The following is a 24,363-nucleotide window of genomic DNA, read 5'->3' as shown; positions in this document are numbered from 1 at the left end:
CGCCCTCGGCTGGATGACCAGCCTCTCGCGTGGCCGATGCGCCTCAGCCCGTCGAGGCGCCCGAGGCGCGTGCCTCGTGCCACCCCATCGCCTCGACCACGGCGCGGTTCTTCTCCATCCACACCGCGATGCGCTCGCGCGTCGTCCGGTAGGCGTACTCCAGGATGGCGCGCCGCGCGCGCAGGTTGGCGGGGTTGTGGAGGAACAGCAGCGCGTCGTTCCGCGCGGGCTCGAGCACGAGGACCTGCATCTTGCCCTCGGCGAGCGTGCGCCCCACCGCCTGGTGGAGCCGCGCGTGCGCGCCGATCCGCATCGCCTGGTTGAAGATCCAGAGCATGCCCTTGTCGCGCACGCTCTCGCGCACCCCGTGCCCTGTCGGGACGGGGCGGTGCGCGGTGGAGACGGGCACGAGCGGGCTCACGACGATCGTGAGCTCCACGCCGGCGGCCTGCGCGAGATCGAGGTGCGCCACGTGGCCCAGCCCGCCGTCGAGGTAGTGGCGGTGCTCGACGCGCACCGGCGAGAAGAACAGCGGGAGCGCGAGCGACGCCGCGCAGGCGAGCGACACCGGGACATGGTCGAACCCCTCGGCGCCGAAGATGACGCGCTCGCCCGAGTCGAGGTCGTGCGCCGGGATGCGCAGCGTCCGCGGCATCGCGCGGAACGAGTTCGGGATGCCGCGCCTCAGGAAGAACTCGGCGAGGAACCGCTCGTAACGATCGAGCTGAAAGAGCCCCGCAGGGAGCGAGTCGTTGAAGCGATCGAGCTGCTCGAACAGGTACTGCTGCGCCGGCGCGTTCGGGGTCGCGTCGCCCCGGGTCGTGAGCCGGACGATCGCGTGGCGGAGCGCGACCAGGCTGGTGCTGAGCGCGCGCCGCCACTCGCCGGCGTCGATGTGGAGGAGGTGGCTGCGCTCCAGCGGGAAGAAGTTGTCGACCGGATCGAGCAGGGCGCGGTAGAGCCGCTCGATCGGGATGCCGCCCGCCAGGGCCGCGGCGACCGCGGCGCCGCTGCCGTGACCGAGGTAGAGCGAGAAGCTCTGGTTGTCGATCCCCTCGACCCCATCCTCGAGCGCCGCGAGCGCGCCGATCTGGTAGAGCGCGCCCGTCAGGCCGCCCCCTGGCAAGCAGAGGCTGACGCGCGCGCGCTTCGCCCCGGCGCGCGGGGCAGCGCGGCCCTCGCCGCTCGCGTCCACGGTCCCGGGGGAGCGGACCTCGCCGTCCCCCGCTGCGATCTGCGCGGATCGGCTCTTGCCGCCGCCTTGGCTCTCGAACGCCGGCATCATGAGAGGTCCTTTTCCCTCGCGCGGGCCGCCCCCTCGGCGCGACGGCCGAGGACGCAGGCGAGCGCGGTCAACACGAGCGCAGAGGCGGAGCTCACCGCCACGAGCCACACCGGGCTCGCCGCGGCGCCGGCAGCAGAGGGCGCGTCCTCGACGGCCCCCGCGCTCGCCGCGGAGACGAGCGTGAAGCACTGGATGGCGTTGTAGGTGCCGTGGAGGAGGATGGACGGCAAGAGCGAGCCGCTCGCGACGCGCAGGACGCCGAGGGCCACGCCGAAGATCCCGATCGGCAGGAACTTCTGCCACCCGACGTGGGCCGCCGCGAAGAGCGCGGCCGTGATCGCGATCACGAGCGGGGCGCGGTGCGTCCAGCGCAGCGGGCGGGCGAGCGCTCCCCGGAAGAAGACCTCCTCCAGCGCAGGGCCGAGCACGATGAAGATGAGGCCGAGCGCGGCCCGCTCGGGCGCGCTCGCGTCGACGAAGACCCGGACGAGCTCCGCGTCGTCGATCCCCGACGGCCAGCGCGCCTCGATCGCCGTGTAGAGGGCCGCGATGGGCCCCTCGAGCGCGAAGCCGAGCGCGATCGCGAGCGGGTAGAACGCCACGTGCGTCCCGCGCAGACCAAGGAACTGCCGGATCGACGCGCGCGGCGCGTGCACCTGGAGCACGCCGAAGAGCCCGAGCAGGTACGCCGCGGCCTGGCACGCGAAGCTGCCGATGACGTCGAGCTTCGGCGCCGGCCGGAACGAGCCCGCGCCGTCGAGCGCCGGCTCCATCCGGAAGGAGGAGATCAGGCCGAGCAGGAACAGGAACAGCGCGGTGACGCCCACGGTCCAGCCGATGGCCCCGGGGATCGACATCGGTCGCTCCTCGCCGCCTCGCCGGACGAGCGGACCGGGCCCTCCGCCGCTCGGCGGAGGGTCAGGGGTGCCGTGCAGATCGCTCATCGACCTCGCAGATAAGGCAGGACGCCCCGCTTCACGACCGTGTCCGTGCCGAGGCGATCGCTCGTCTCCGGGTAGTCGATCGTTGTGTGCAGCCCCCGGCTCTCGTGCCGGGCGGAGGCGCAGCCGACGATGAGCTCGGCCACGGTGGCGATGTTGCGCAGCTCGAGCAGATCCCGGGTGACCAGGTGCTTCCAGTAGTACTCGCGGATCTCCTCCTGGAGCAGGGAGATCCGCCGGGCGGCGCGCCGGAGGCGGGCGTCGGACCGGACGATGCCGACGTAGTTCCACATGGTGCGGCGCAGCTCGTCCCAGTTGTGGGCGACGACGACCTCCTCGTCGCTGGCGACCGCGTTGCCGACCTGCCACTCGGGCACCTCGGGGAACGGGCTCTGCCGCAGCTCGGCGATCTGGGTGCCGAGGCGCGCGGCCGCGCGATGGCCGAAGACGAGCCCCTCGAGCAGCGAGTTCGAGGCGAGCCGGTTCGCGCCGTGCAGCCCTGTGCACGTGCACTCGCCGATCGCCCAGAGCCCGGGGATCGTCGTCCTGCCGTAGAGATCGGTGGTGATCCCGCCGCACATGTAGTGGGCGGCCGGCACGACGGGGATCGGCTGCACGGTGATGTCGATGCCGTAGCGGAGGCACTGCGCGTGGATGGTCGGGAAGTGCTCGCGGACGAAGCTCGCGGGCCGGTGGGTGATGTCGAGCAGCACGTAGTCCGAGCCGGTCCGCTTCATCTCGAAGTCGATGGCCCGCGCCACGATGTCGCGCGGCGCGAGGTCCTTGCGCGGATCGTGGCTGGCCATGAAGGCTGTCCCGTCCGGCAGCCGGAGGATGGCGCCCTCGCCGCGCAGCGCCTCGCTGACGAGGAAGCTCTTTGCCTCCGGATGGAACAGGCACGTCGGGTGGAACTGGTAGAACTCCATGTTCGCGACCTCGGCGCCCGCCCGGTAGGCCATGGCGACGCCGTCGCCCGTCGCGACGTCGGGGTTCGTCGTGTAGAGGTAGACCTTGCCTGCGCCGCCGGTCGCGAGCACGGTCGCCCGCGCGAGGTAGGTCTCGACGACGTGCGGCTTCGAGGCCGGCCGGTGCCGGGGCGCTGGCCGCTCCGAGTCGCGCAGCCGCGGCCCGCCCTGGTTCAGCGCGGCGTCGGTCTCGTCGAGCACGTAGGCGCCGGCGCAGATGTCCGGCCCGCCGAACCGGGACAGCGGGATGAGGTCGATCGCCGTGTGGTGCTCGGCGAAGCGGATGTTCGGGTTCTGCCGGGCCTGCTCGAGGAGCGCCCGCTCGATCTCGAGGCCGGTGGCGTCGGCGGCGTGCACGATCCGCCGCGCGGAGTGCCCTCCCTCGCGCCCGAGGCGCACCTGGCCGTTCTCGTGGTCGAACTGGGCGCCCCGCGCGATGAGCTCGCGCACCCGCTCGGGCCCCTCCCGCGCGCAGATCTCGACGACCACCTCGTGACAGAGGCCCGCCCCCGCCTCGAGCGTGTCGGCGATGTGCGCCTCGGGGGAGTCGTCCGGGGCGAAGACCGCCGCGATGCCGCCCTGGGCGTACTTCGTGTTGGACTCGTCACGCGCGCGCTTGGTGACGATGATCACCTCGCCGTGCTCGGCCGCCTCGAGCGCGAAGGTCAGCCCAGCCACACCGCTACCGATGACGAGGAAATCGGTCGTTATCGCCACGGCCCGGAGGGTAGCAGGAGCGGGGCGCACGGAGGTAGGCCGTGGTGCGCTTCCTGCGTGCGACGGCGCTGCGGCCAGGCGTTCGGGCGGGAGGCCAGCGGGGCCGGGTGGAGCGGAGCGCCGGCGTGAGCCTGCGCGAGGCGCGGGCGCACGCACGGGCTGATCGTGCTCATGGCCGAGCGCCTCGGCCGTCGCCGGCGCGCGCCAGGGCGCACATCGCGCGCTCGGGCTCGCAGCGTTCGCTCATGAGCGGAGTCCATCCATCAGAAGCCGCGACTCGCGCAGATGGCGCGCCGCGCGCAGCAGCTCGCGATGCGCAGCGAGGATACAGGAGATGCGGTGTTATGGCACGATACGACAGATTCCCGGAGAGCACATCAGAGCCAGCGTCCTCCACACCGTCTGGTCGGCTCGCTCGATCCAGCCCCGTCGCGAAGGGGCCTCTCGCTCAGGAATCCTCGCCCTTGCGGTGCGCCGAGGGCACGAGCATCAGCTTGGGGCGACGCTTGCTTCGCGCTTTAGGACCGCCTGCCGGGCGTGGGTTCTTCGCCCACAAGAGGCTCTGCGATGCCGGCAGCCTCGGCCCTGACGGCGGCGCGAGCTCCTCCTCCACCGCCGCCTCTTCGCGAGCCGCCCGCTCCGCGATGCAGTGCACACAATACTTCTCAGGATCCCAGTCGATGTCCTCGAGACCCAGCCTCCGTACCCACATCCGCTCCCACTCCCCCATTTTGCTCAAGCTGGGGCGCTTACCAGAGGGAGGAGGGTCGTCTCCGCGAGACCTTCGGCGCTTCGGCATGGGGCTCCTTGAATTCGGGCGGCGCCCATTCTGCCGGCAACGAATGAGCTCGCCAAGGGGTTTCTTCGAACCATCGTGCCGTTTCGCTCGTGCCGTTTCGCTCGTGCCGTTTCGCTGAATTACGTTCAGCAGTCCGAAATTGCCACGAAATCATACCGTCTCTCATTTTTTCTACAGCGCTCGCGGCGACCAGCGGTCCAGCGGGCTCTGCTCGCCCCAGCTCCCGGCATGGCGCCTCGACAGATCGCCGCGCCGCCCTTCGCACCGCCGCTTCACGCCTGCGCGCCGCCGCCCCTCCCGAGCCCCGCGGCACGAGCGGGACGGGATGGGTCGCCTCCGCCATCACCTCGCTGCCCTCCAGCCCTTCCCCTTCTGCACCGCTCCTCCTCGTGAGCTCCAACCGTCAGATGCCGCCGATGCGCGCGAGAAGGCACATTGCCGGTTCGGGCTCGCCTTTCTCATCGGCGCAGTCGATCAGCAGGCTGGCCGCGAAGCGCAGCTCGCGGTGCGCTGCGAGGATGCCGGCGATGCGGTCCTCGGACACCGTGCCCCAGAGGCCGCCTGAGCCCACGAGGAAGACGTCGCCTGGCTCGGTGCATTCGACCTGGATCTTCATCTCCCCCGCCGTCTCGCAGCCGAGCGCGCGCGTCGCCGCGTTCGCGTGCTGGGCCAGCATGGCCAGTACATCCGGCGAGACGGCGCCATCCGACATGCCCACCTCGCCCGCCGCGAGATCACGCGTTCGCGCCTCCAGCTGCCCACCACGGAATCGATAGGTACGCACCTCGCCGACGTGGGCGATGTACGCCGCCCCTGGCGCGAGCAGCACCCCCGCGAAGCTCGCGGGTACGCCGTACCGTCCTGGCTCCCGGCGATCGCGCTCGGGGTGGCAGCTGCCGCGTCGACGCGGACTCATCATGAGCCGCACCTCGTCCCGGCGCTGCGGCGCAATCATCTCACCAGCACAGACGTCGTCCACACCGTCTGCCTCGATGGCGGCATGCACCATCTCGATCGCCGTGCGGGCGACATCTCCGCCAGGGCCACCCTTGACCAGGAACAACCCCAGACAAGGAAGCTCACCGGAGCGCTCCTCGTTGCTCGCACAACGCCTCGACACAGGGGCATCCGCCCCCGCCTCGATGGCGAGCGTTGGACACACCATCATTCACCTCGCACGCTCGTCGCAAGACGAGCCGAGCCCGGGCGCACCGCACCCGCGGTGCACCGATTCCTACTCTGTCGCCCTGCGCACGGCGCAGCCGCCGTGCGTCCTCAGCGCGGCCTGGGCCGTCAACGGCTGCTCGCTCGATCCGGCCCGCTCGTAACGAGGCCTTTCGATCAACCGCTCGCTACTCGTCGCGCTCGAGACGAGCCAATCGCACCAGCTTCAGCAGCAGCCGCATGCAGCGGCCCTTGCTCCGCCTTCTGCGCCTGCCCACCCGCGGTGGAGTCTTTCCCCACCCAAGGCTCCGCCGCAGCTTCGGTCGGTCCCCCGGCCGTGATGCAAGCTCCGCCATCACCGCTTCCCGAGCCGCTCTCTTCTCGATGCAGTGCTCGCAGGACTCCTCCGGGTCCCACTCGACGTCCTCGAGACCGAACCGCCGTACCCACATCCGCTCCCACGCGAGCCTCGCGCTCAGGCTGGGGCGTCTTCCCAAGGGAGGGACATCGTTTCCGCTGGACTTCCGGCGCATCGGCAGGGGCTCCGTGGGAGCGAGCGGCGCCCAGTCTGCCGGCAACGAAAGAGCTCGCCAAGGGCTTTCTTCCAGAAAGCGACGCCCTTTCGATAACTTACGCGCAGCCAGGCGGAGTCGTCACAAAATCGTACGGTCGTTCTCGCTTTCTCCGCCGCTCGCCAGCGGCAGCGGTCCAGCGGGCTCTACTCGCTGCCGCGGCCGCGCGCGCGCACGTCACCCACGGGATACACCTCGCCCCTTCGATCGCGCTTCACACGATCGACAGCACCGCCTTCCTTCTTCCGCCGCACCTCGCGGCGGCGGACGGCGCCACCGGCGACGCCGCCTGCGACCTCGTCGCTCGCTCACGGAAATTCCTGCGCAGCAGAGCCCACCCGGCTTGAAGGTCGCCGCCCGCACCTCCCTTGCCCCCACCGAGCTCTTCCCTGGCGGCGGCGGAGACGGCTACCGGCGCCGGCGGCGGCTCCGCCACCGCCGCACCAGCCCCCGCCCGCGACGCGCTCGTCCCCCCTTCCATCTTCGCGCCAGACGACGCCTGCCCGTCGCTCTTCTCCAGCACCATCGCCGGCCCCGCAGCTGTCGCCTGTCCTTTTGCCACCCGCACCGTCTCGCCCACCGGCAGGTACCCCGCCAGCCTCACCTCTATCCGGTGCTCCCCTGGCTCGACGAACATCTCCCGTTCCAGCTCTTCGCACCACGCTGCTCGCGCTGGGGTGCAGAGCAAGACGGAGAGCAACACAACGATGCCCACCCCCGGCCCGTGCTCGGCGCTACGCGCCTGCGCGCGGTCCGCCCCTCCCAGGTCCCGCGCTCCGCGCGGGACGGGAGGGGTCTCGCCTGCAACGGCGGTTCGGAGTCCAGCGCCACTGCGCCTCTGCCCCGCCGCCACAGCACCGCGATGCTCCGACGCCGCGTAAAAGCGATCTGCTGCCGGGCTGCCTTCAGCGACCGTAGGTTGGTATCCGGGTTTCCGGCCCGACGCAGAAGCAGTCAGCAGATCATCGGTCCCTCCGCCCGCGCCTCTTGCGATCCACGCCAGGGTGGTGAAGTTTTCAGCGCCGGGCAGCCCACCGTGCCGCGTCTCCGCGACAAAAGAGTCCCTATCACCCCGGCTCGGGGCGTGTCCATTCATTTCTTGTCTCCTTCTTCAGTTCAGCTGCTCACGGAGCACCGCGCTCGTCAGGCACACGCATGCATTACGTTCAGCTCTCTGAAATTCTCACTCCATCTCCGCCATCGTCGACCGTCACCGATCGCAGCTCGCATTGCCCGTGAAGTCCCAACATTCTCCGCTCACGCCCACCTCGCCGACGTTTCCACCCGGCGCCGTGCCTCCTCCCTCACCCGCTGTGCCCCCCATGAAGTTCGCCAGCGTCATCGCAGCACCCGGCACCGCCGCGTAAGCAAGCCCCACCGCATGCCCACCTCGACCGCCGGCCCCGGGGCCGCCCGCTCCACCTTGACCGCCTCGGCCGCCATCGCACCCACGGATCGAGGGGGACACTCCCGATGCATTTCCGCCAGGGCCACCGGCCCCGCCGTTTGCTCCGCTCCGTCCGACCACTCCATCTCCGCCGTTACCTGCCTTGCCCACCGCGATGCTCACCTCCGTGAGCACCAGCTTCGTCCCCAGGCTCACGATCCCGATGCTTGACCCGCCCGCCTTCCCACCACCGCCGCCCTTGCCTCCGCAGCCTCCGGCTCCGCCTCCGCCACCGTTGGCGCCGGGGCCATCTACGGGGTTCGCGGCGGGCCCGCAGAACCGCCCTGCTTTCGCGCCTCCGCCGCCACCTCCCCCTTGACCTCGCTTCCCAGGTATCCCGCTACCGCCGTCGCCGCTAACGATGCCGGCCAGCGTCAGTTGCGTGTCGCTGCCGGCCTCGCCGGCACTGCCGGGATCACCACTTTTGCCGTCTTCCCCGCGCCTGCATTCGCCGGCGGCATCCGCCTGTCCGGTACCTCCGAGGCCCTTGTTGTTCGGGTTCGGCTCCGGCAACGGCGCACCGTCCGCCCCCTTCTGCCCGTTGCCCTCGTCGATGCCCGTGGTCCCGCCGAGTCCACCGGCGCCGCCGCGCGTTTCGCCGTCCTGGCACATCGTCACGCCGGGCTCGCCGCCGAAGACGACCTCGCACGCATCGGACACCACCTCCGACGCGCTCGCCCCCGCCTGCGACGCCTCCGTCGGCGTCTCGCCGTTCGCGCCGGCCATCCCATTGCCCGCGGTCACATCCACCTGGACCAGTTCTGCATCGACGTCCGCCACCGCCACGCTGATCGATGACCCGCCCGGCTCCGTCGCGCTCGCCGCATGGATCGCGAAGCTCCTCACCTTCGCCCCGCTCGCGGCCTCCGACACCGTGAGCGCGATCTGGTTCGCAGGCGCCTCGATCGCGCTCCGCGCCTCATCGCTCCACGTCCACTCCGCCTCACAGTCGAAGCCCCCGATCACCTCGACTCCGGCCTCGATCGTCACGCTCTCCGGGAACGGCTCGCTCGCGCACACCAGCACCCGCTTGCCGTTCGCTTTCGCTACTGCCTCCCCGAGAGACACGTACGGCTTCGCCTTCGTCCCGTCTCCCCCCGGCTCCGCCGTCGCGCTCGCGAACACCGCGCACTCATCCGTCACTGTGCTCGCGTCCTGCGTCGGGTCAGCCTCGCATGCGGGGTTCGGGACACCGCCGCCTGTGCCATCCCACAGCCCGCGGTGATGCTCACACGACAGGGTAACCTCACAATCCTCCGCGACGTTGCTCCATACCGTGTCGCAACCGACGGTGCAAACGACCAACCCCAAGGAATACAGCTGCCAGCGAACTTGATTCCTCTTCATATCACCCTCGTTTCGGCTCGTCACCATGCCCCCCGCACCGCAATTCCCCCGTAACCGATGTGCGCTTCGGGTAGAGCACGCACCTTGTCTGACGGCTTGGTCCACGAACGCGGCCAAAGCGCATAGGTCGCGGCTGCGATGGCCAGCACGCCCGATGCTGTGTACGCCACGGTTGCTGCACGCCCGAATGTGTCGACGCGGAAGGCCGCTGTCCGAAGCTCAGAGCACGCCTGGTGGTATCTAGACGGCGCATCCGCGCAGCCACCGCCGGCGTTGAGGATTGCATTGGCCTGCGCGCGCCCATCCGCGCTTGCCTTGTTCGACGCCATCGTCATCCCGATCCCCACGCCAAGCCACACCGCGCTCGCCGCCCCCAGCGTGATCACCGGCACCCAGTTCCTCTTGTCCAGCAGCGGTCGCGGCTCCACCAGCACCGCCGGCGGCTTCGCCACGGGCCCGACGATCCCCGCACCCGTCAGACTCCCGCCCCCCTCCGTCGTCGCTCCCGCCGCCGTTGGCCCGTCGCTGTTCGCCAGCACCGCGTCGGCCGTCTCCTCCATAACCACCCGCACCCGCTGCTCGCACCACGCAGTTCGTGCGGGGGTGCTGACAACGGCTGCAATGAGCACGAGGATGCCCACCCCCGGCCCGTGCTCGGCCCTGCGGGCCTGCGCGCGGTCCGCCCCTCCCAGGTCCCGCGCTACGCGCGGGACAGGAGGGGTCTCGCCTGCGACGGCAGTCCGAGTACCAACCTGGCGGCGCTTCCATCCCCCTGCGGCCGCGCCTCGAAGCTCTCCCGCTGCGCAAAAGCGATCTGCTGCCGGGCTCCCTTCAGCGACCGTCGGATAACATCCGCTCTCGCGGCCCGACGCAGAAGAAGTCAGCAGATCAACGGTCCCTCCGCCCGCGCCTTGGGCAGTCCACTCGAAGGTGGTGAAGTTGTCAGCGCCGGGAAGCCCGCCGTGCCGCGTCTCCGCGACAAAACGGTCCCTACCACCCCGGCGCGGGGTGCGTCCAACCATTTCTTGTCTACTCCTTCAGCTCAGCTGCTCGCGGAGCACTAGATTCGTCAGTCGCTCATCCGCATTGCGCTCAGCTCTCGTAAATTCTCAATCATTCTGACCGCGCTGCTCACTTCACTGGCCGCAGCTCGCATTGCCCATGAAGTCCCAACATTCTCCTCCCACGCCGACCTCGCCGGCATTTCCCCACCCGGCGCCGTGTCCCTGCCCTCGCCCGATGTGCCCCATGAAGTTTGCCAAGGGCTTTCTTCCGACATCGAAGCTTTTTCCCCCAGTTACGTGTAGCCATGCGGAATCGTCACGGAATCGTACGGTCGTCCTCACTTTCTCCACCGCTCGCCGGTAGCTGCGATCCACGGGGCTCTGCTCGCCGCCGCGCACGTCATCCGCGGGCACACCTCTCCCCATCGATGGCGCTTCGCGCGATCGCCAGTTCCTCCTTCCGCCGCGCTTCTCGGCCCTGCGGGCGGCGTCGATGACGCCGCCCGCTACCTCATCGCTCGCTCACGGAAACTTCTGCTCCGCCGCTGCCGTGCCTTCCGCGCCTGCGTTCTCCGACACGTTGTTGCTTCCGCCAGGTCCCCCGGCGCCGGGCGTGCCCGGTTGCAGCATCGTCTGCCCTTCTTGCTTCACAGGTTCGCCTCGGTACGCGATCGCGAACGACGGCCCACCGAGGCCTCCTCCTCCTGGACCGCCGGGACCGCCTTGGCCTCCCTTCCCGCCATCGCACGCATTCTTCGAAATGCCGACCCCCGTGCCGCCCGTTCCGCCGAGCCCACCGGCTCCGCCCGGCTGCAAGTCGCCGCCCGGGCCTCCCTTGCCTCCGTCGCCCGCCTTCAGGACGCAGTCCTTCAGCGTCACCTTCCCCTCCACGCTCGCAAGCGCGATACTCGCCCCGCCCGCTCCACCGCCTTGGCCCGGCAGCCCACCGCAGCCCCCGGGTCCGCCGCTGCCTCCGCTCGCTCCAGCTCCCCGCACGCCCGCGCAGATCGCTGCGCCGCCCTTCGCGCCGCCGCCGCCACCTCCACCTTGCCCTGGTTTACCCGCTTTGCCGGCGCCGCCGCTCGAGCCCGTGTAGCCGGACGAGTTCAGCGCGCCGACGCCACTCGCGGCGTCGCCAGCGTCGCCGGGAGCGCCATTGTCGCCGCCCTGGCCAGTTCCACCGGCAGCACAACTCCAGTCGCCTGCCGCCGGCTCTCCGGAACCTGCTGCGCCGAGGGCGCCTGACGCTCCGATGTCGCCGCCAGTGCCATTGGTCACATTCCCATCACCGCCACCACCGCCGATCGACAGCTCCCCGCCGCACTCGTTGACCACCTGGGCGCCACCGGCCAGCGTCATGTCTGGCCCAGGCATGCCATCAACATCGCTGCATGCGTTCGTTCCGGCATTCCCAGGCGACGCCTGCGCCGGCGCCTCGCTCGGAGCATTGTCTCCCTCCGCGCCATCCGCTCCGTTTCCCGCGATCAGCTCGCAACTCGCCAGCTCGGCCGTCACTCCATCCACCAGCACCGCGATCGACGACGCTCCCGGCGCCTGCGCATCCGCCGCGCGGATCGCGAAGCTCCTCACCTTCGCCCCGCTCGCGGCCTCCGACACCGTAAGCGCGACCTGGTTCGCAGGCGCCTCAATCGCGCTCCGCGCCTCCTCGCTCCACGTCCACTCCGCCTCGCAGTCGAAGCCCCCGATCACCTCGATCCCTGCCTCGATCGTCACGCTCTCTGCGAACACACCGCTCGCGCACGCCAGCACCCGCTTGTTCCCCGCGTGCACCACCGCCTCCCCGAGCGACGCGTAAGGCTTCGCCTTCGTCCCGTCTCCCCCCGCTTCCGCCGTCGCGCTCGCGAACACCGCGCACTCGTCCGTCACCGTGCTCGCGTCCTTCGTCGGGTCCGCCTCGCATGCGGGGTTCGGCACACTGCCGCCACCACCGTCGAGATAATGAGGACACGTGCGCAGGAACTCGCAGTCATCCGCCAGCCCGACAGACAGATAGTCGCAGCCGCTCGCCGCCATGGAAACTGCACCCCAGCTCATCAACCGCGTCATCCATCTGTTCCTCATTGTGCTCACCCTCACCCCGCTCACCACACTCCCACGATGAAGACACCGCCCCCGTCTGCGTACGCCTGGGGCAAGACGCGCAGCGCTCGACCCGTCGATGTGGCGCGTTGAGGCCACAGTGCATACGTGGCGGCGGCGATCGCCAGCGCCCCCGACGCCGCATAGCTGACCACGGACACCGTACCTAAACGAGCCGCGCGCCCCGCCTCACGCTCCACGCCGCGGCATCTGTAGATCAAGTCGCTCGGCGGCTCGATGCACTGTCCGTGCATCTGCTGGATCTGCGCTCGATGTCCATCCGCGTCGCTCCGCGCATTTCTCGACGCCACCGTCATCCCGATCCCCACGCCGAGCCACACCGCACTCGCCGCTCCCAGCGTGATCACCGGCACCCAATTCATTCTCTTGTCCGGCAGCGGTCGCGGCTCCACCAGTACCGCCAGCGGCCCCGTCACGAGCCCGACGATCCCCGCACCCGTCGCGCTCTCGCCACCCTCCGTCGTCGCTCCCGGGGCTGTCGACGCCTCGTTCTTCGCCAGCGCCGCGTCGGCCGTCTCTCCGATGGCCACCCGCACCCGCTGCTCGCACCACGCAGTTCGCGCGGGGGTGCTGACGACGACTGCAATGAGCACGAGGATGCTCATTCCCGGCCCATGCTCGGCCCTACGGGCCTGCGCGCGGTCCGCCCCTCCCATCTCCCGACCTACGCACGGGACGGGAGGGGTCTCGCTTGCGACGGCAGTTCGGGGTCCAGCGAGGCGACGCGTCCATTCCCCCGCGGTCGCGCCTCGAAGCTCTCCCACCACGCAAAAGCGACCTGCTGCCGGGCTCCCTTCAGCGACCGTCGGATAACATCCGCTCTCGCGGCCCGACGCAGAAGAAGTCAGCAGATCAACGGTCCCTCCGCCCGCGCCTTGGGCAGTCCACTCGGAGGTGGTGAAGTTGTCAGCGCCGGGGAGCCCACCGTGCCGCGTCTCCGCGACAAAACGGTCCCTACCACCCCGGCGCGGGGTGCGTCCAACCATTTCTTGTTCTCTCCTTCAGCTCAGCTGCTCACAGGCCGCAATCCTCGTTTTCGACCAATCGCATCCCCTTGAGCCCTACACAATTGTCACTCGGCAGCACGCATTTCTCGCTGCGCAGGCGATCGCCATCGATTGCATTCCCTTGAGAATTGCGAATTTGTCACGCAACGCCACTTTTTCTCGCACTGCCCACAGTTCTCGTGTCCACCGAAGTCCCGGCACGCTCCGCTCGTCCCCAGTTCGCCAGCGTTCCCGTCGGCCTCGCGTTGCCGCCGTCACCTGCGGTACCGGCGGAGCATCCGCTTGATGCCGTGCGGGTCACCCGCAGGACGCACCTCTCCCCGTCGATCGCGTTCCCTGCGATCGCCAACACCTCCTTCCGCCGCACTTCGCGCCGGCGAGCGACACCGCCCGCTACCTCATCGGTCGCTTACGGAAACGCCTGCTCCGCCGCCGCAGTGCGTTCCGCGCCCGCGTTATCCGACACGTTGTTGCTTCCGCCGGCTCATCCAGCGCCCGGCGTGCCGGGCTGTAGCGTCGTCGGCCCTTCCTGCGTTACCGCCTCGGTAGGCGATCGCGAACGACGGCCCACCGAGGCATGCTCCTCCTTGAATTGCATTCCGTTGAGCTCTACGAAATTGCCACGCAGCAACACCTCTTTCTCACTGCCCGCAGCTCTCGTTTTCACCAAAGTTCCAGCACGCTCCGCTCGCTCCGGGCGTACCTGCGTTCCCGCCCGGCCCCGCGCTGCCGCCGTCCCCAGCTGCGCCTTCGGTGAAGCCCTTCAGCGCGACCGCTGCGCTCGGCGCCACCGCGTACGCAATGCCCACGGCGTGACCGCCTCGACCGCCGGCGCCGGGACCGCCCGCTCCGCCTCGGCCGCCATCGCCACCGCGGCAGCCGGGAATTGACGGCGGCTTTTCCGACGCAGTTCCGCCGGCGGCGCCGACGCCGCCGTTGGCCCCGTTCTGCCCGTCGGCCCCATCTCCGCCCTTCCCCGCCTTGCCCGCCGTGACGCTCACCTCCGTCAGCACCAGCTTCGTCCCCATGCTGAGGATACCGACGCTCGATCCGCCGGCCATCCCCCCGCCGCCGCCCTTTCCGCCGCAGCCGCCGGCCCCCCCGCCGCCGCCGCTCGCGCCCACGCCATCGACGAAGTTTGAGGCGAGCGCGCAGAACATCCCCGCCTTGGCGCCGCCGCCGCCACCGCCCCCTTGACCACGACCGCCCGTCATGCCTTGGCCGCCGTCTCCACCGCTAAGCCCGGTGAGCGTCAGCGTAGCGTCCTTGTTAGCGGGGCCCGCGGCACCGGGCGCACCGGGCGCACCATCTTCTCCACCCCGGCAATTGCCCGTCGCACTGGTCTGTCCAACCCCGCCGAGCCCGTACTCCTCGGGGTTTTCTTCCGGCAACGGCGCACCGTCCTCCCCGCGCGCCCCGTTGCCCTCCTCCGTCCCCGTGATCCCCCCGGTCCCGCCGTCTCCCCCGCGCGTCTCGCCGTCCTCACACGTCGTCGCGCCCGCGGTGCCGCCGATGACCAGGTTCGGCGCGGCGCACGCATTCGACGGCCGCGTCTGCTCCGTGTCTGGTGCGTTGGCTCCCGCCTGCGGCGCCTGCGTCGGTGTCTCGCCGTTTGCTCCGTCCATCGCATCGCCCGCCGTCACGTCCACCTGCGCAAGCTCCGCCTCGACGTCCGCCACCGCCACGCCGATCGACGACCCGCCCCGCTCCGTCGCGCTCGCCGCGCGGATGGCGAAGCTCCTCACCTTCGCACCACTCGCGGCCTCCGACACCGTGAGCGCGATGTGGTTCGCAGGCGCCTCGATCGCGCTCCGCGCCCCCTCGCTCCACGTCCACCCCGCCGTGCAGTCGAAGCCCCCTATCACCTCGATTCCTACCTCGATCGTCACGCTCTCCGCGAACGCCCCACTCGCGCACGCCAGCACCCGCTTGCCGTTCGCGTTCGCCACCGCCTCCCCGAGCGACACGTACGGCTTCGCCTTCGTACCGTCGCCTCCCGCCTCCGCGGTCGCGCTCACAAACACCGCACATTCGTCCGTCACCGTGCTCGCGTCCTGCGTCGGATCTGCCTCGCACCCGGGGTTCGGCGTGCTGCCTCCGGTGCCAGACGGATAGAAGTGGTCGCAAGTCACCAGGCGCTCACAGTCTTCTGCCAGATGGCTCCAGAAGCTGTCGCAACCACCAACCGCCAAGACAAGCGTCAACCCGCCGAGCGCTCTGCGCATGTTCCGCACGTTTTTTGCCTTTCGGGAATCCATCACCAAGCCCCCATCACGGCGAAGCCTGCACCGCCAGAGTGCATCGTGGGCAGAGCAATGACCGGCTCGCTACGCTTCGACTTCGGCCAAAGCACATAAGTGACCGCGCCGATCGCGAGCACGCCCGATGCGATATAAGCGACCCGAGCGACGTTCCCCAAGGTGTCGGCACGCGATAAATCGCTCTGGACCTGCTCGCACCGCCCAACCCACGAGGGTTGCGGTTTCACGCACTGCGCACCGCCCTGAACAATCTCAGCGGTCTGCTTACGTGCGTCATCGCTCGCGTTGTTCGACGCCACCGTCGTCCCGATCCCCACGCCGAGCCCCACCGCGCTCGCGGCCCCCAGCGCGATCACCGGCACCCAGTTCCTCTTCTCCGGCACCGGCTGCGGCACCACCGGCGGCCCCGCCACCGGCCCTCTCGCCCCCGCCCCCGCGCTCCCGCCCCCCTCCGTCGTCCCCGCCGCCGTCGCCCCCTCGCTCTTCACCGGCACCATCGCCAGCCCCACGTCCGCCGTCTCGCCCTTGGCGCTCTTCACCGCCTGGCTCACCGGCGCATACCCCTCCAGCCTCGCCTCTATCTGGTGCTCACCTGGCTCGACGAACACCTCTCCTTCCAGCGGCGCCCGCCCCACCGCCTTGCCGTCCACAAGCACTTCCGCCCCCGCCGCGCTGGCCGTCACCCTCAGCGCCCCCACCTGCGCTCTCGACTCCGCCAGTCGCTGCTCCGCCGTCGGCTTCAGCTTCGCCACCGTCTTGACCAGCGGCCAGTTCCTCAGCGCGAACGACAGATGCTCCGCTGCTTCTCGGTACTTCTTCAGCTGGTACTTCGTGTTCCCGAGGTTGTACGCCACATCGAACGTCGGGTTCAGCTCCCACGCAGACTGCAGCTCAGCCTCTGCCTCCACGTATTTCTTGTCCGAGTAGAGACGCAGCCCTCGCCGAAAGGACTCATCGGCACGTGTCACCGCGTCGGCGTTGGCGGGCGCCGCCTGCGGCGTGGCGGGCTGCGCGGCAGCGATCTCAGGGACGGCGATCAGCGTCGCGGCACTGAACAACACAGCAAGGGATCGGCAGTTCATCATCATGGCTCCACGCGGTTTCACTCCATCACGTCATCGGCGAGCGGCTTCTCGGTGGGCGCAGGCGCAACGGGCGTCTGCGGAACGTGCGGCGCCGCACGCGTCGGCCGCGCGGGTACGGGCGACACTGGCCCTGGCGGCGGTGGCGGCGCTGGCGGTTGGCTCGCGGACGCGGTGTCGTCGAGGCTTGGCTCGACCGCCTCCGGCGGTGCCGGCGCCACTGGCGGCAACAGCTCCGAGGCCTCCGGCGGCGCCTGCGTGCTCGGCGCTGGCGCCCCGCTCGACGGCGGCGCCGGCTCCTGCTCTTTCGGCGGCGTCTCTCGCCGCAGGACCGTCGCCAGCACGAACGGCATGCTCACCGCGAGCACTGCGAGCACCACCATGAGCCACGTCGGCATCCAGGGTCGGCGCCGGCCCGCCGCCGGCGCTTCAGGCGGCGGCTTCGGCGTCACCACCGGCGGCGGCGTCACCGGCAGCAACGACGACGGCAGCAGCGCCTTGTCGATCGGCGGCAGCGCCCGGTCCGCCCACTGGCTCTGCGCCATCGCTCCCGGCTGCACTGGCGCGCCCTGCTGCTGCACCGGCGCGCGCTGCGGAGCCGCCGCGCCCCCGTATAACGGCACACGCTGCGTCACCTGCGCCACCTGCTGCACCGGCACGCCCTGCACCGGCGCGCGCTGGGGAGCCGTCACGCCCTGATGCGGCACCGCCGCGCTCGGCAGCGCCGCCGCCCCATGCTGCTGCGCCGCCGCCCCGTGCTGCTGCGCGACCGCCCCGTGCGGCGCTGCCTGCTGCGGCGCCGTCACCGGAAACGGCGGCGTTACCGCCTGCACCGGCAGCGGAGTCCGCCCCGTTTGCCCCGGCAGCGGAGGCGGCACCGCTTGCGCCGGATACGGCGGCGGCACCGCTTGCGCCGGATACGGCGGCGGCGCCGCTTGCACCGGAAGCGGCGGAGGTCCCGTTCGCTCCTTGGACAGCGCCGGCACCACCGGGAACTGGAACAGCGGCTGCCCCGTCGGCTTCTGCTGCTGCATCTCCGACAGCGCCCGGTCCAGCTCCGGGTTGTTCAGCGCCTGCTGCAGCTTCCGCTCGGCCACCTCAGGATCCGCCTCGCGCCGGATGCTCTCCAGATCTGGCAGGTACTGCCGGATATCGTCGCTGTCCTTGTTGCTGCCCATCTCGAAGACCTCTCTCCTCAGCGACTAGAACGGCCTGCACCCCACCGCAGGGCACGGCTTGGCTGGCTTCGTGCCCCCTGCTTGCGCTGGCGCTGCCGCCTTGGCCGGCGCCGTCTTCTTCCGCTCCTCGATCACCCGCAAAAACGATGGCTTCTGCCGCTTCGGCATCGGGTAGAAGTCCTCGTCGTCGTCCGTCGCGGCCGGCGCTGCCTTCACAGGCACCGCCTTCGCCGCCGCCTGCTCCTTCGCCGCCGCCTGCTCCTTCACCGTCGCCGGTTGCTGCTGGGGAGCAGGCGTCTCGGCGGCCGCTGCCGCCCCTGCCTTCTCCGCTGCTCCGGCCTCCACCGCCGCCTCGGCCGCCGCCGCGCTCGCCGTCGCCTCCGGCGCGGGCGCCTCCGGCGCAGGCGCCTCGGGGCTCGCCTCGGGCGGCGGCGGCGCAGGCGCCACCGCTGCCGTCGCTGCGCTCGCCGTCGCTACATTCGCCGTCGCTGCGCTCGCAGTCGCGCTCTCGGCCGGCGCCATCGAGGCCGCCGGCTCTCCTGTCACCGGCGCCGGTGCCGTGTTGCGCACCGAGCGGAGCGCCAGCACCGCGCCCACACCTCCCAACGTGAGCGCCAGCGCCACCAGCGGCGCCAGCGCGTATGCCCGCGGCGCGCGTCGCCGCTGCGTGAGCAGCGCCGCCGGAGCCGCTGTCATCGGCGTCTCTTTCCGCAACGACTCCGCCGGTCCGGCGCTCGGTGCTGTCACCGAGCTCGGCGCCGCTGGCCGCGCTGCGACCGGCAGCGGCGCTCCCGCTCGCGGCGGCTCCAGCGCCGAGAGCTGCGGCGTCACGTACGGCAGCTCCACCTCTTGCGGCGGCCGCGGTGCCGGCGGTACCGCTCGCTGCGCCTCTCTCGATGACGTTGCATGCTGCGTCTCGATCACCGGCAACGGCGGCGGCCCTCCGTACCCCTGCGCCCCCGCATGCGACGCCGGCCCCCCGTACGCCTGCGGCAGCGGCGGCGGCCCGCCATGCGACTGCGGCAGCGGCGGCGGCCCTCCGTACCCCTGCGCCCCCGCATGTGACGCCGGCCCCCCGTACGCCTGCGGCAGCGGCGGCGGCCCTCCATGCGCCTGCGCCCCCGCGTGCGACGCCCGCCCTCCATGCGCCTGCGCCCCCGCGTGCGACGCCGGCCCCCCGTACGCCTGCGGCAGCGGCGGCGGCCCTCCATGCGCCTGCGCCCCCGCATGAGACGCCGGCCCCCCGTACGCCTGCGGCAGCGGCGGCGGCCCTCCGTACCCCTGCGCCTGCGGCATCGGCGGCGGTCCCGCGTACGCCTGCGCCCTCACCTCCGCCGGTGGCAACGGTCCCCCATACCCCTGCGCCCCCGCCTGCGGCATCGCCGGCGGCCCCGTCCGCTGCGCCATCCGCTCCGCCCACGTCCCCGCGAGCTTCGCCGTCGACTCCAGCGGCTTCAGCGCCGGCAGCGGCTCCGTATGCCCCACCCCCCGCCCCCGCGGCACGCGCGACGCCGGCGCGAACGGCAGCGCGCTCGCCGGCGCCACGAACTGCTCCAGCGGCGCCGTCTCCCCGTGCACCACCCGCCGCGCCCGCTTCTCGCCCTCCGCGCTCCCTCGCTCCATCTCGCCCTCCTGCCGCGCCTCCTCCGTCTCCTCCTCGCCCGCCCGGCCCGCTTCGCGCGTCTCGTCCTCCACCGGCGCGCTGTCCTCCAGCGCCACCCCCGCGAACGCCGCCTGCCGCTCCGCCTCCATCCGCTCCTGCGCCAGCCGCTGCGCCAGCACGTGCCCCGCCGGCACCGTGTCCCTCAAGAGCGCCCGCAGGTCCCGCGCCACGTCGTCGAACCTCGGATACCGCTCCTCGCGGTCGATCGCGATACAACGCGCCACCACGGGCCACACGAACTCGGGGCAATCCGGCACGATCTCGTGCACCGGCTCCGGCGCCGCAACCAGATGCCCTGTCAGCGTCTCCTCCGCCGTCGCAGGCTCGCTGTCGTCCAGGAACAGGTGCTTCCCCGTCAGCACCTCATAAAAAATCGCACCGAACGCGTAGATGTCCGTGCGCCCATCCGGCCTCGCCCGCTCCACGCGCTCTGCCTTCTTCGACGACGTGTAGAGCATCTTCACCTGCTCCGGCGAGATGTACCGCACCGTCCCCACGTCCGGCAGATCATCGGTGTTCATCCCCCCGTCCGCGAACTTCGCTATCCCGAAGTCGAGCAGCCACACGTGCCCTTTCGCGTCCGCCTTCGTCCCGACCATGATGTTCTCGGGCTTCAGGTCACGGTGCCATATCCCCTTCGAGTGCACGAACGTCATCGCGTCCGCCACCTGCAGCATCACGTGGATCGCGCTCAAGAAATCGAGACGGTACGCCTTGTTCAGCAGCTTCCTCAGCGTCCTCCCCTCGAGGTAATCCATCACGATGTACGCCACGTGATCCGGCGACACACCCGCCTTCCTCATCCTCACGATGTTCGGGTGCTTCAGCTTCGGATAGAACTTGCACTCCTGCCGGAACCGCCTCGCAAAGTCCTCTCTCTTCAGGTGCCGTGGCAGCATGCACTTGATCGCCACGACATCTTCCGAGTACTCCTCCACCGCTCGGTAGACCTCTCCCATCCCACCCGCGTCGATCACCTCCGTGATCCGGTAGTCCAGGAACACGTCCCCGGCCTTCAGCGCCTCCCGCGCCATCACAGGACCCCCATCCCGCGCAGCACCAGCGCCGCGAGCACCGAGAACAGCACCGTGCTCGCCAGCGTCAGCCCCGCGAACAGCCGCGCGTCCACCGGCGCCGCCCCCGCCTCCACGGCCACGCCCGCGCCAGCCCCGCTGCTCCCCTCCGGCCTTGCCTCGAACCACGCCCTGCTCTGCGGCCCCCGCCCTGCCTCCGCCTCCGGCACCCGCGCCGCTCCTCCCCACGCCCCCGCCCCGCCCCACGCCCCCGCCCCGCCCGGCCCTTCCACCACCCCCAGCTCCGCCCCGATCCGCCCCAGCGCCGCCGCGAACGCCTCGGCGCTCTCGAACCGCTCCTCCGGCCGCTTCGCCAGCGCCTTCAGCACCGCCCGGTCCAGCGCCGCCGGGATCGGCTGCGCCGCGTACCGCGACGGCGGGGCCGGCGTCTCCACGACGTGCGCGCGCAGCAGCGCCAGCGCGTCCTCGACATGGGCGAACGGACCGTGCCCCACAACCAGCGTATACATCAGCAGCCCGACCGCATACACATCTGCCCTGGCGTCCACCGGCTGGCACTGCGCCTGCTCCGGCGAGGCCGTCCGCGGCGTCCCCACGAGCAGCCCAGCCTCGGTCGGATACGCCGGCGCGGGCACGGGAGGCGACGGCTCCGCCCCCGGCGCCGCCTCGGCGACGGCGCCGTCGAGCACCTTTGCGACGCCGAAGTCGAGCACCTTCGCGACCCGGGCGCCGCCCGGCGCCGCCGCCCCCGGCGCGCACAGGAACACGTTGTCGAGCTTCACGTCGCGGTGCACCAGACCCACCCGGTGCGCCGCCGCGAGCCCCGCCAGCACCTGCCGCACCAGATCGATCGCCTCGGCCACCGGCAGCGGACCGCGCCGCTCGAGCTCCTCCCCCAGCGTCGTCCCTCGGAGCCGCTCCATCACGAAGTACGGGCGCCCCGACGGCGTCTGCCCCAGATCGAGGACCGACACCACGTGCGGCGACGACACCGCCGCCAGCGCCCGCGCCTCCACCTGCAGCCGGTCCGCGAACCGCGGATCGTGCGCCAGCGCGCGGCGGACGAGCTTCACAACGACCCGCTTCCCGAGCGCGCGGTGCTCCGCCTCGACGACCTCCCCCATGCCCCCACGCCCGAGCACCCGGACCGCCCGGTACGGCGTTCCTTCCAGCACATCCCAGGCGCCGCCCGAGCGCCCTGAGCCGTCTGTGGTGCGGCGTTCCACCAGCGAGGTCTCCTGAGATGGAAATCACGACCAGGGGGCCGGTTCAGACAAAGAAAATGCACCCCCCGCGTCGATTCATGAAAACCTACATTAAATCAAGGTGTTGCCAGCCCGCCGGGACCCCGGGCCAGGCCCCCAGCGCAGGGCCCCGGCCCGCGCCCGGCCTGGCCCCGCCGCCGGGCGCGGACAAAAGATCCTCGCGCGTCGCTTTCCTTGTCTGAAACGCCCCCTTGGAAGTGATTTAGGAGAAGGAACGGGCGCCCACGCGGGCCCCCCTGCGCGAGGTCACCATGACGCACGACGCTTCCGACGAGCCCGACGCGCTGGAGCCGCCCGGCGGCGCCGATCCCATCCTGGAGGACTGCCTCGCCGACGCGCTCGGCCCGTACCTCGGCGCGCTCTCCCCCGACGAGATCGAGGACTACCGCAGGCTGCTCACGATCTTCATCAAGACGCACCCCGTCGCCGCGCCGCTCTACGACCGCCTGCGGGCCCGGCCTCCGGTCCCCTCGGAGAGCGGCGAGGTCGCCCGCGAGGCGTCGTCACAGCGCGCCGGCGGGCCCGCGGCTGGCGAGGCGGCGGCGGCGCGCCGCGACGGCACCTTCGGTGGGCGGCGGTGACACGCGGCCAGCGCCCGTCTCCACCTCCCCCTGACCAGGAGCGCGTGCTGGAGGCGCTGCCCATGGCCCGCCACGTCGCGCGCACGACCGCGCAGGTCCATGGAGTGCGGACGTCCGAGCGCCTCAAGGACTGCGAGCAGGCGGCCTACCAGGCGCTCCTGGAGGCCAGCCCCGGCTACGACCCGACCCGCGGGGTCCCGTTCGCCGTCTATGCGTGGAAGCGGGTCGCCGGCGCCGTCCTCCGGCTGATCACCCGCGAGGCGTCGTTCCAGCGGGCCGGGCTCGACGCCTTCCTCGATGCGGCCGAGTCGGTGCGCGACACGAGCGACCCGTTCGCCGACGACGACGCCGACGCGCGGAGCCAGCTCCTGGAGCCGTGTCGCGCGCTCGTCTTCGCGCGCTTCGTCGCGCACACCGGCGAGCGGCTCAAGGCGCACCCGGAGGACGCCCTCGCGCGCGCCCGCGCCTTCGAGGCGCTCGGCATCGCGCTCCGCGGCCTCGACGAGCGGGAGGCGCGCCTCATCGAGCTCCGGTACTGGCGAGACCTCTCCTGGGCCAAGGTCGCGGCCGAGCTCGGCGTCCACGAGAAGCACGCCATGCGCATGGACGAGCACCTGCGCAGGCGGCTCCGGGGCGATCTGCGGGCGAGCGACGTCGAAGAGCCGCCGCCGAGCGAGGGGGCCTGAAGGGACCTCCGCGCCGGGCCACCCGAGCTTCCGGCGCAAAAGGCAATTACAGGCGATAACACCGTCCTCCCTCCTTGAGCCCCTCTTGAGTCGTCAATGAGCTGCGATTGAGCCGTAAATGAGCCGTAAATGAGCCGTAAATGAGCCGTAATCGAGCGGCGGCGCCCCTCCCGGACGCGCCGCAGGCCGACTCGAAACCTCGCGCCGCGCAGAAGAGCCTTTACAACTCCCATTCTGCCTGAGAGCGTGACGGATGGTGCATTCCCCGGCGCGTCGCCGGAGGACAACCAAGGAGGCACCATGGCCCTCAAAGACCTCTCTCCTCGTCAAATGGTCCAGATCACCGGCGCCTGGCTCGACCCGGAGCGCGAAAGGCCGCGCCTCGTGTCGCTGAAGCGGTGTGCCCCGCTCATCGACGATATCGAGGAAGCGCACGAAGGCGTCTTGAAGTCGCACCGGCGGCAGAAGAAGGCGGACGACCAGCTCTCCGAGATCCAGCAAAAGCTGGTCGCGACCGATCAGATCCATGATCGCAAGGCCCGCGGCGCCCATGCGGTGCTCACCGGCTTCGCCGATCTGGCCGACGACGCCGAGGACGCGGCGATCTACCTCGAGATCCGCGATCAGCTCTTCGCGTACGGGCTCAAGTTCATCGGGGCGAGCTACAGCGATGAGGCAGGCGAGGTGAAGCTCGCGCGCGACCGGCTGACGCCGGAGTCCAAGGCGGCGCTCAGGGCGCTGCCGACGCCGGGGGGCAACCTGCTCAAGGCGGTGCAGTCGTGGTTCGCCGCGGGCGACGAGCTCGGCAAGCTCGACGCGCAGCGTATCCACCTTTCGGCGGAGGACCGGCCCGGCGCGGCCGACTCGCCCGGCGGGCAGCTCCGGGCGCGCAACCGCTGGATCAAGGTGGTGCGCAGCGTCCTCCAGATGCTGGAGCTCGAGGGGGCCGACGAGGAGACGGCACGCCGGCTGCTCGCGCCGCTCCAGCGGGAGACAGCCAAGGCCGAGCGCCGGCGCTCGGGCGGCAAGGAGGAGACCGACGTGGAAGGCGGCGCGCCGCCCGACGCCGGCGAGCCAGCGATCAACGAGGGAGCCCCGGCGACTGGCGTGGATTGACGGAGTAGGCCCTCCGCAGGGCACTCCTGGCTGACTCAATCCGTTACGAGCCCCCTCCGCAGGGCACTCCTGGCTCACTCGATCCGTCACGAGCCCCCTCCGCAGGGCACTCCTGGCTCACTCGATCC

General features: G+C 71.1%; 17 protein-coding genes. 3 read left to right on the top strand and 14 right to left on the bottom strand.

The window, feature by feature from the left end:
- Nucleotides 1-43 precede the first annotated feature (43 nt).
- The 14 genes from WME79_RS03225 to WME79_RS03160 all read right to left on the bottom strand — a co-directional run bounded on the left by WME79_RS03225 (nucleotide 44) and on the right by WME79_RS03160 (nucleotide 21,813).
- Nucleotides 44-1,285: a patatin-like phospholipase family protein gene (locus tag WME79_RS03225; RefSeq protein WP_437531707.1), complete on the bottom strand. Its 1,242-nt coding sequence runs from the start codon at nucleotides 1,283-1,285 to the stop codon at nucleotides 44-46.
- On the bottom strand, nucleotides 1,282-2,142 hold the full coding sequence (locus WME79_RS03220; protein WP_437531704.1) for a CPBP family intramembrane glutamic endopeptidase: 861 nt from the start codon (nucleotides 2,140-2,142) through the stop codon (nucleotides 1,282-1,284). The genes WME79_RS03225 and WME79_RS03220 overlap by 4 nt, the downstream gene beginning before the upstream one ends.
- Before the next feature lie 83 nt (nucleotides 2,143-2,225).
- Entirely contained in the window at nucleotides 2,226-3,908 is a 1,683-nt protein-coding gene (locus WME79_RS03215; RefSeq protein WP_437531701.1) for an L-aspartate oxidase, read from the bottom strand.
- Between the two features lie 1,202 nt (nucleotides 3,909-5,110).
- Complete coding sequence (locus tag WME79_RS03210) at nucleotides 5,111-5,827, bottom strand: PP2C family protein-serine/threonine phosphatase (protein ID WP_437531699.1); 717 nt, start codon at nucleotides 5,825-5,827, stop codon at nucleotides 5,111-5,113.
- Between the two features lie 830 nt (nucleotides 5,828-6,657).
- Nucleotides 6,658-7,080, bottom strand: coding sequence for a hypothetical protein (locus WME79_RS03205; RefSeq protein WP_437531698.1), 423 nt, complete (start codon nucleotides 7,078-7,080; stop codon nucleotides 6,658-6,660).
- Nucleotides 7,081-7,653: 573 nt separating this feature from the next.
- Complete coding sequence (locus WME79_RS03200) at nucleotides 7,654-9,033, bottom strand: hypothetical protein (RefSeq protein ID WP_437531695.1); 1,380 nt, start codon at nucleotides 9,031-9,033, stop codon at nucleotides 7,654-7,656.
- Between the two features lie 224 nt (nucleotides 9,034-9,257).
- Nucleotides 9,258-9,878, bottom strand: a complete 621-nt coding sequence (locus WME79_RS03195) for a hypothetical protein (RefSeq protein ID WP_437531693.1) — start codon at nucleotides 9,876-9,878, stop codon at nucleotides 9,258-9,260.
- Nucleotides 9,879-10,763: 885 nt separating this feature from the next.
- Nucleotides 10,764-12,308 (bottom strand): hypothetical protein, encoded by a 1,545-nt coding sequence (locus tag WME79_RS03190; RefSeq protein ID WP_437531690.1) that lies wholly within the window; start codon nucleotides 12,306-12,308, stop codon nucleotides 10,764-10,766.
- A gap of 35 nt (nucleotides 12,309-12,343) precedes the next feature.
- Complete coding sequence (locus WME79_RS03185; protein ID WP_437531687.1) at nucleotides 12,344-12,967, bottom strand: hypothetical protein; 624 nt, start codon at nucleotides 12,965-12,967, stop codon at nucleotides 12,344-12,346.
- 1,043 nt (nucleotides 12,968-14,010) lie between these two features.
- A complete protein-coding gene (locus WME79_RS03180) occupies nucleotides 14,011-15,501 on the bottom strand; it encodes a hypothetical protein (RefSeq protein ID WP_437531685.1) in 1,491 nt (496 codons plus the stop codon).
- A gap of 125 nt (nucleotides 15,502-15,626) precedes the next feature.
- Entirely contained in the window at nucleotides 15,627-16,718 is a 1,092-nt protein-coding gene (locus WME79_RS03175; RefSeq protein ID WP_437531682.1) for a PEGA domain-containing protein, read from the bottom strand.
- A gap of 14 nt (nucleotides 16,719-16,732) precedes the next feature.
- The gene (locus tag WME79_RS03170; protein ID WP_437531679.1) at nucleotides 16,733-17,890 is read right to left on the bottom strand and encodes a hypothetical protein; all 1,158 of its coding nucleotides are present in this window, start codon (nucleotides 17,888-17,890) and stop codon (nucleotides 16,733-16,735) included.
- 24 nt (nucleotides 17,891-17,914) lie between these two features.
- Entirely contained in the window at nucleotides 17,915-20,587 is a 2,673-nt protein-coding gene (locus WME79_RS03165) for a protein kinase domain-containing protein (RefSeq protein ID WP_437531676.1), read from the bottom strand.
- Nucleotides 20,587-21,813 (bottom strand): serine/threonine-protein kinase, encoded by a 1,227-nt coding sequence (locus tag WME79_RS03160; protein WP_437531674.1) that lies wholly within the window; start codon nucleotides 21,811-21,813, stop codon nucleotides 20,587-20,589. The genes WME79_RS03165 and WME79_RS03160 overlap by 1 nt, the downstream gene beginning before the upstream one ends.
- A 290-nt stretch (nucleotides 21,814-22,103) precedes the next feature.
- On the opposite strand from WME79_RS03160, the gene WME79_RS03155 reads away from it, so the two are divergent.
- From WME79_RS03155 to WME79_RS03145, 3 genes are all read left to right on the top strand, one after another.
- The gene (locus tag WME79_RS03155) at nucleotides 22,104-22,433 is read left to right on the top strand and encodes a hypothetical protein (RefSeq protein WP_437531671.1); all 330 of its coding nucleotides are present in this window, start codon (nucleotides 22,104-22,106) and stop codon (nucleotides 22,431-22,433) included.
- 62 nt (nucleotides 22,434-22,495) lie between these two features.
- The gene (locus WME79_RS03150) at nucleotides 22,496-23,119 is read left to right on the top strand and encodes a sigma-70 family RNA polymerase sigma factor (protein WP_437531668.1); all 624 of its coding nucleotides are present in this window, start codon (nucleotides 22,496-22,498) and stop codon (nucleotides 23,117-23,119) included.
- Nucleotides 23,120-23,419: 300 nt separating this feature from the next.
- Nucleotides 23,420-24,235, top strand: coding sequence for a hypothetical protein (locus WME79_RS03145; protein WP_437531666.1), 816 nt, complete (start codon nucleotides 23,420-23,422; stop codon nucleotides 24,233-24,235).
- Nucleotides 24,236-24,363: the final 128 nt, after the last annotated feature.

Origin of the sequence: Sorangium sp. So ce726 (assembly GCF_051521405.1) — a bacterium.
GTDB lineage: Bacteria > Myxococcota_A > Polyangia > Polyangiales > Polyangiaceae > Sorangium.
Note: the sequence above shows the minus strand (reverse complement) of the source record. Positions and strands in the feature narration are given on the sequence as shown.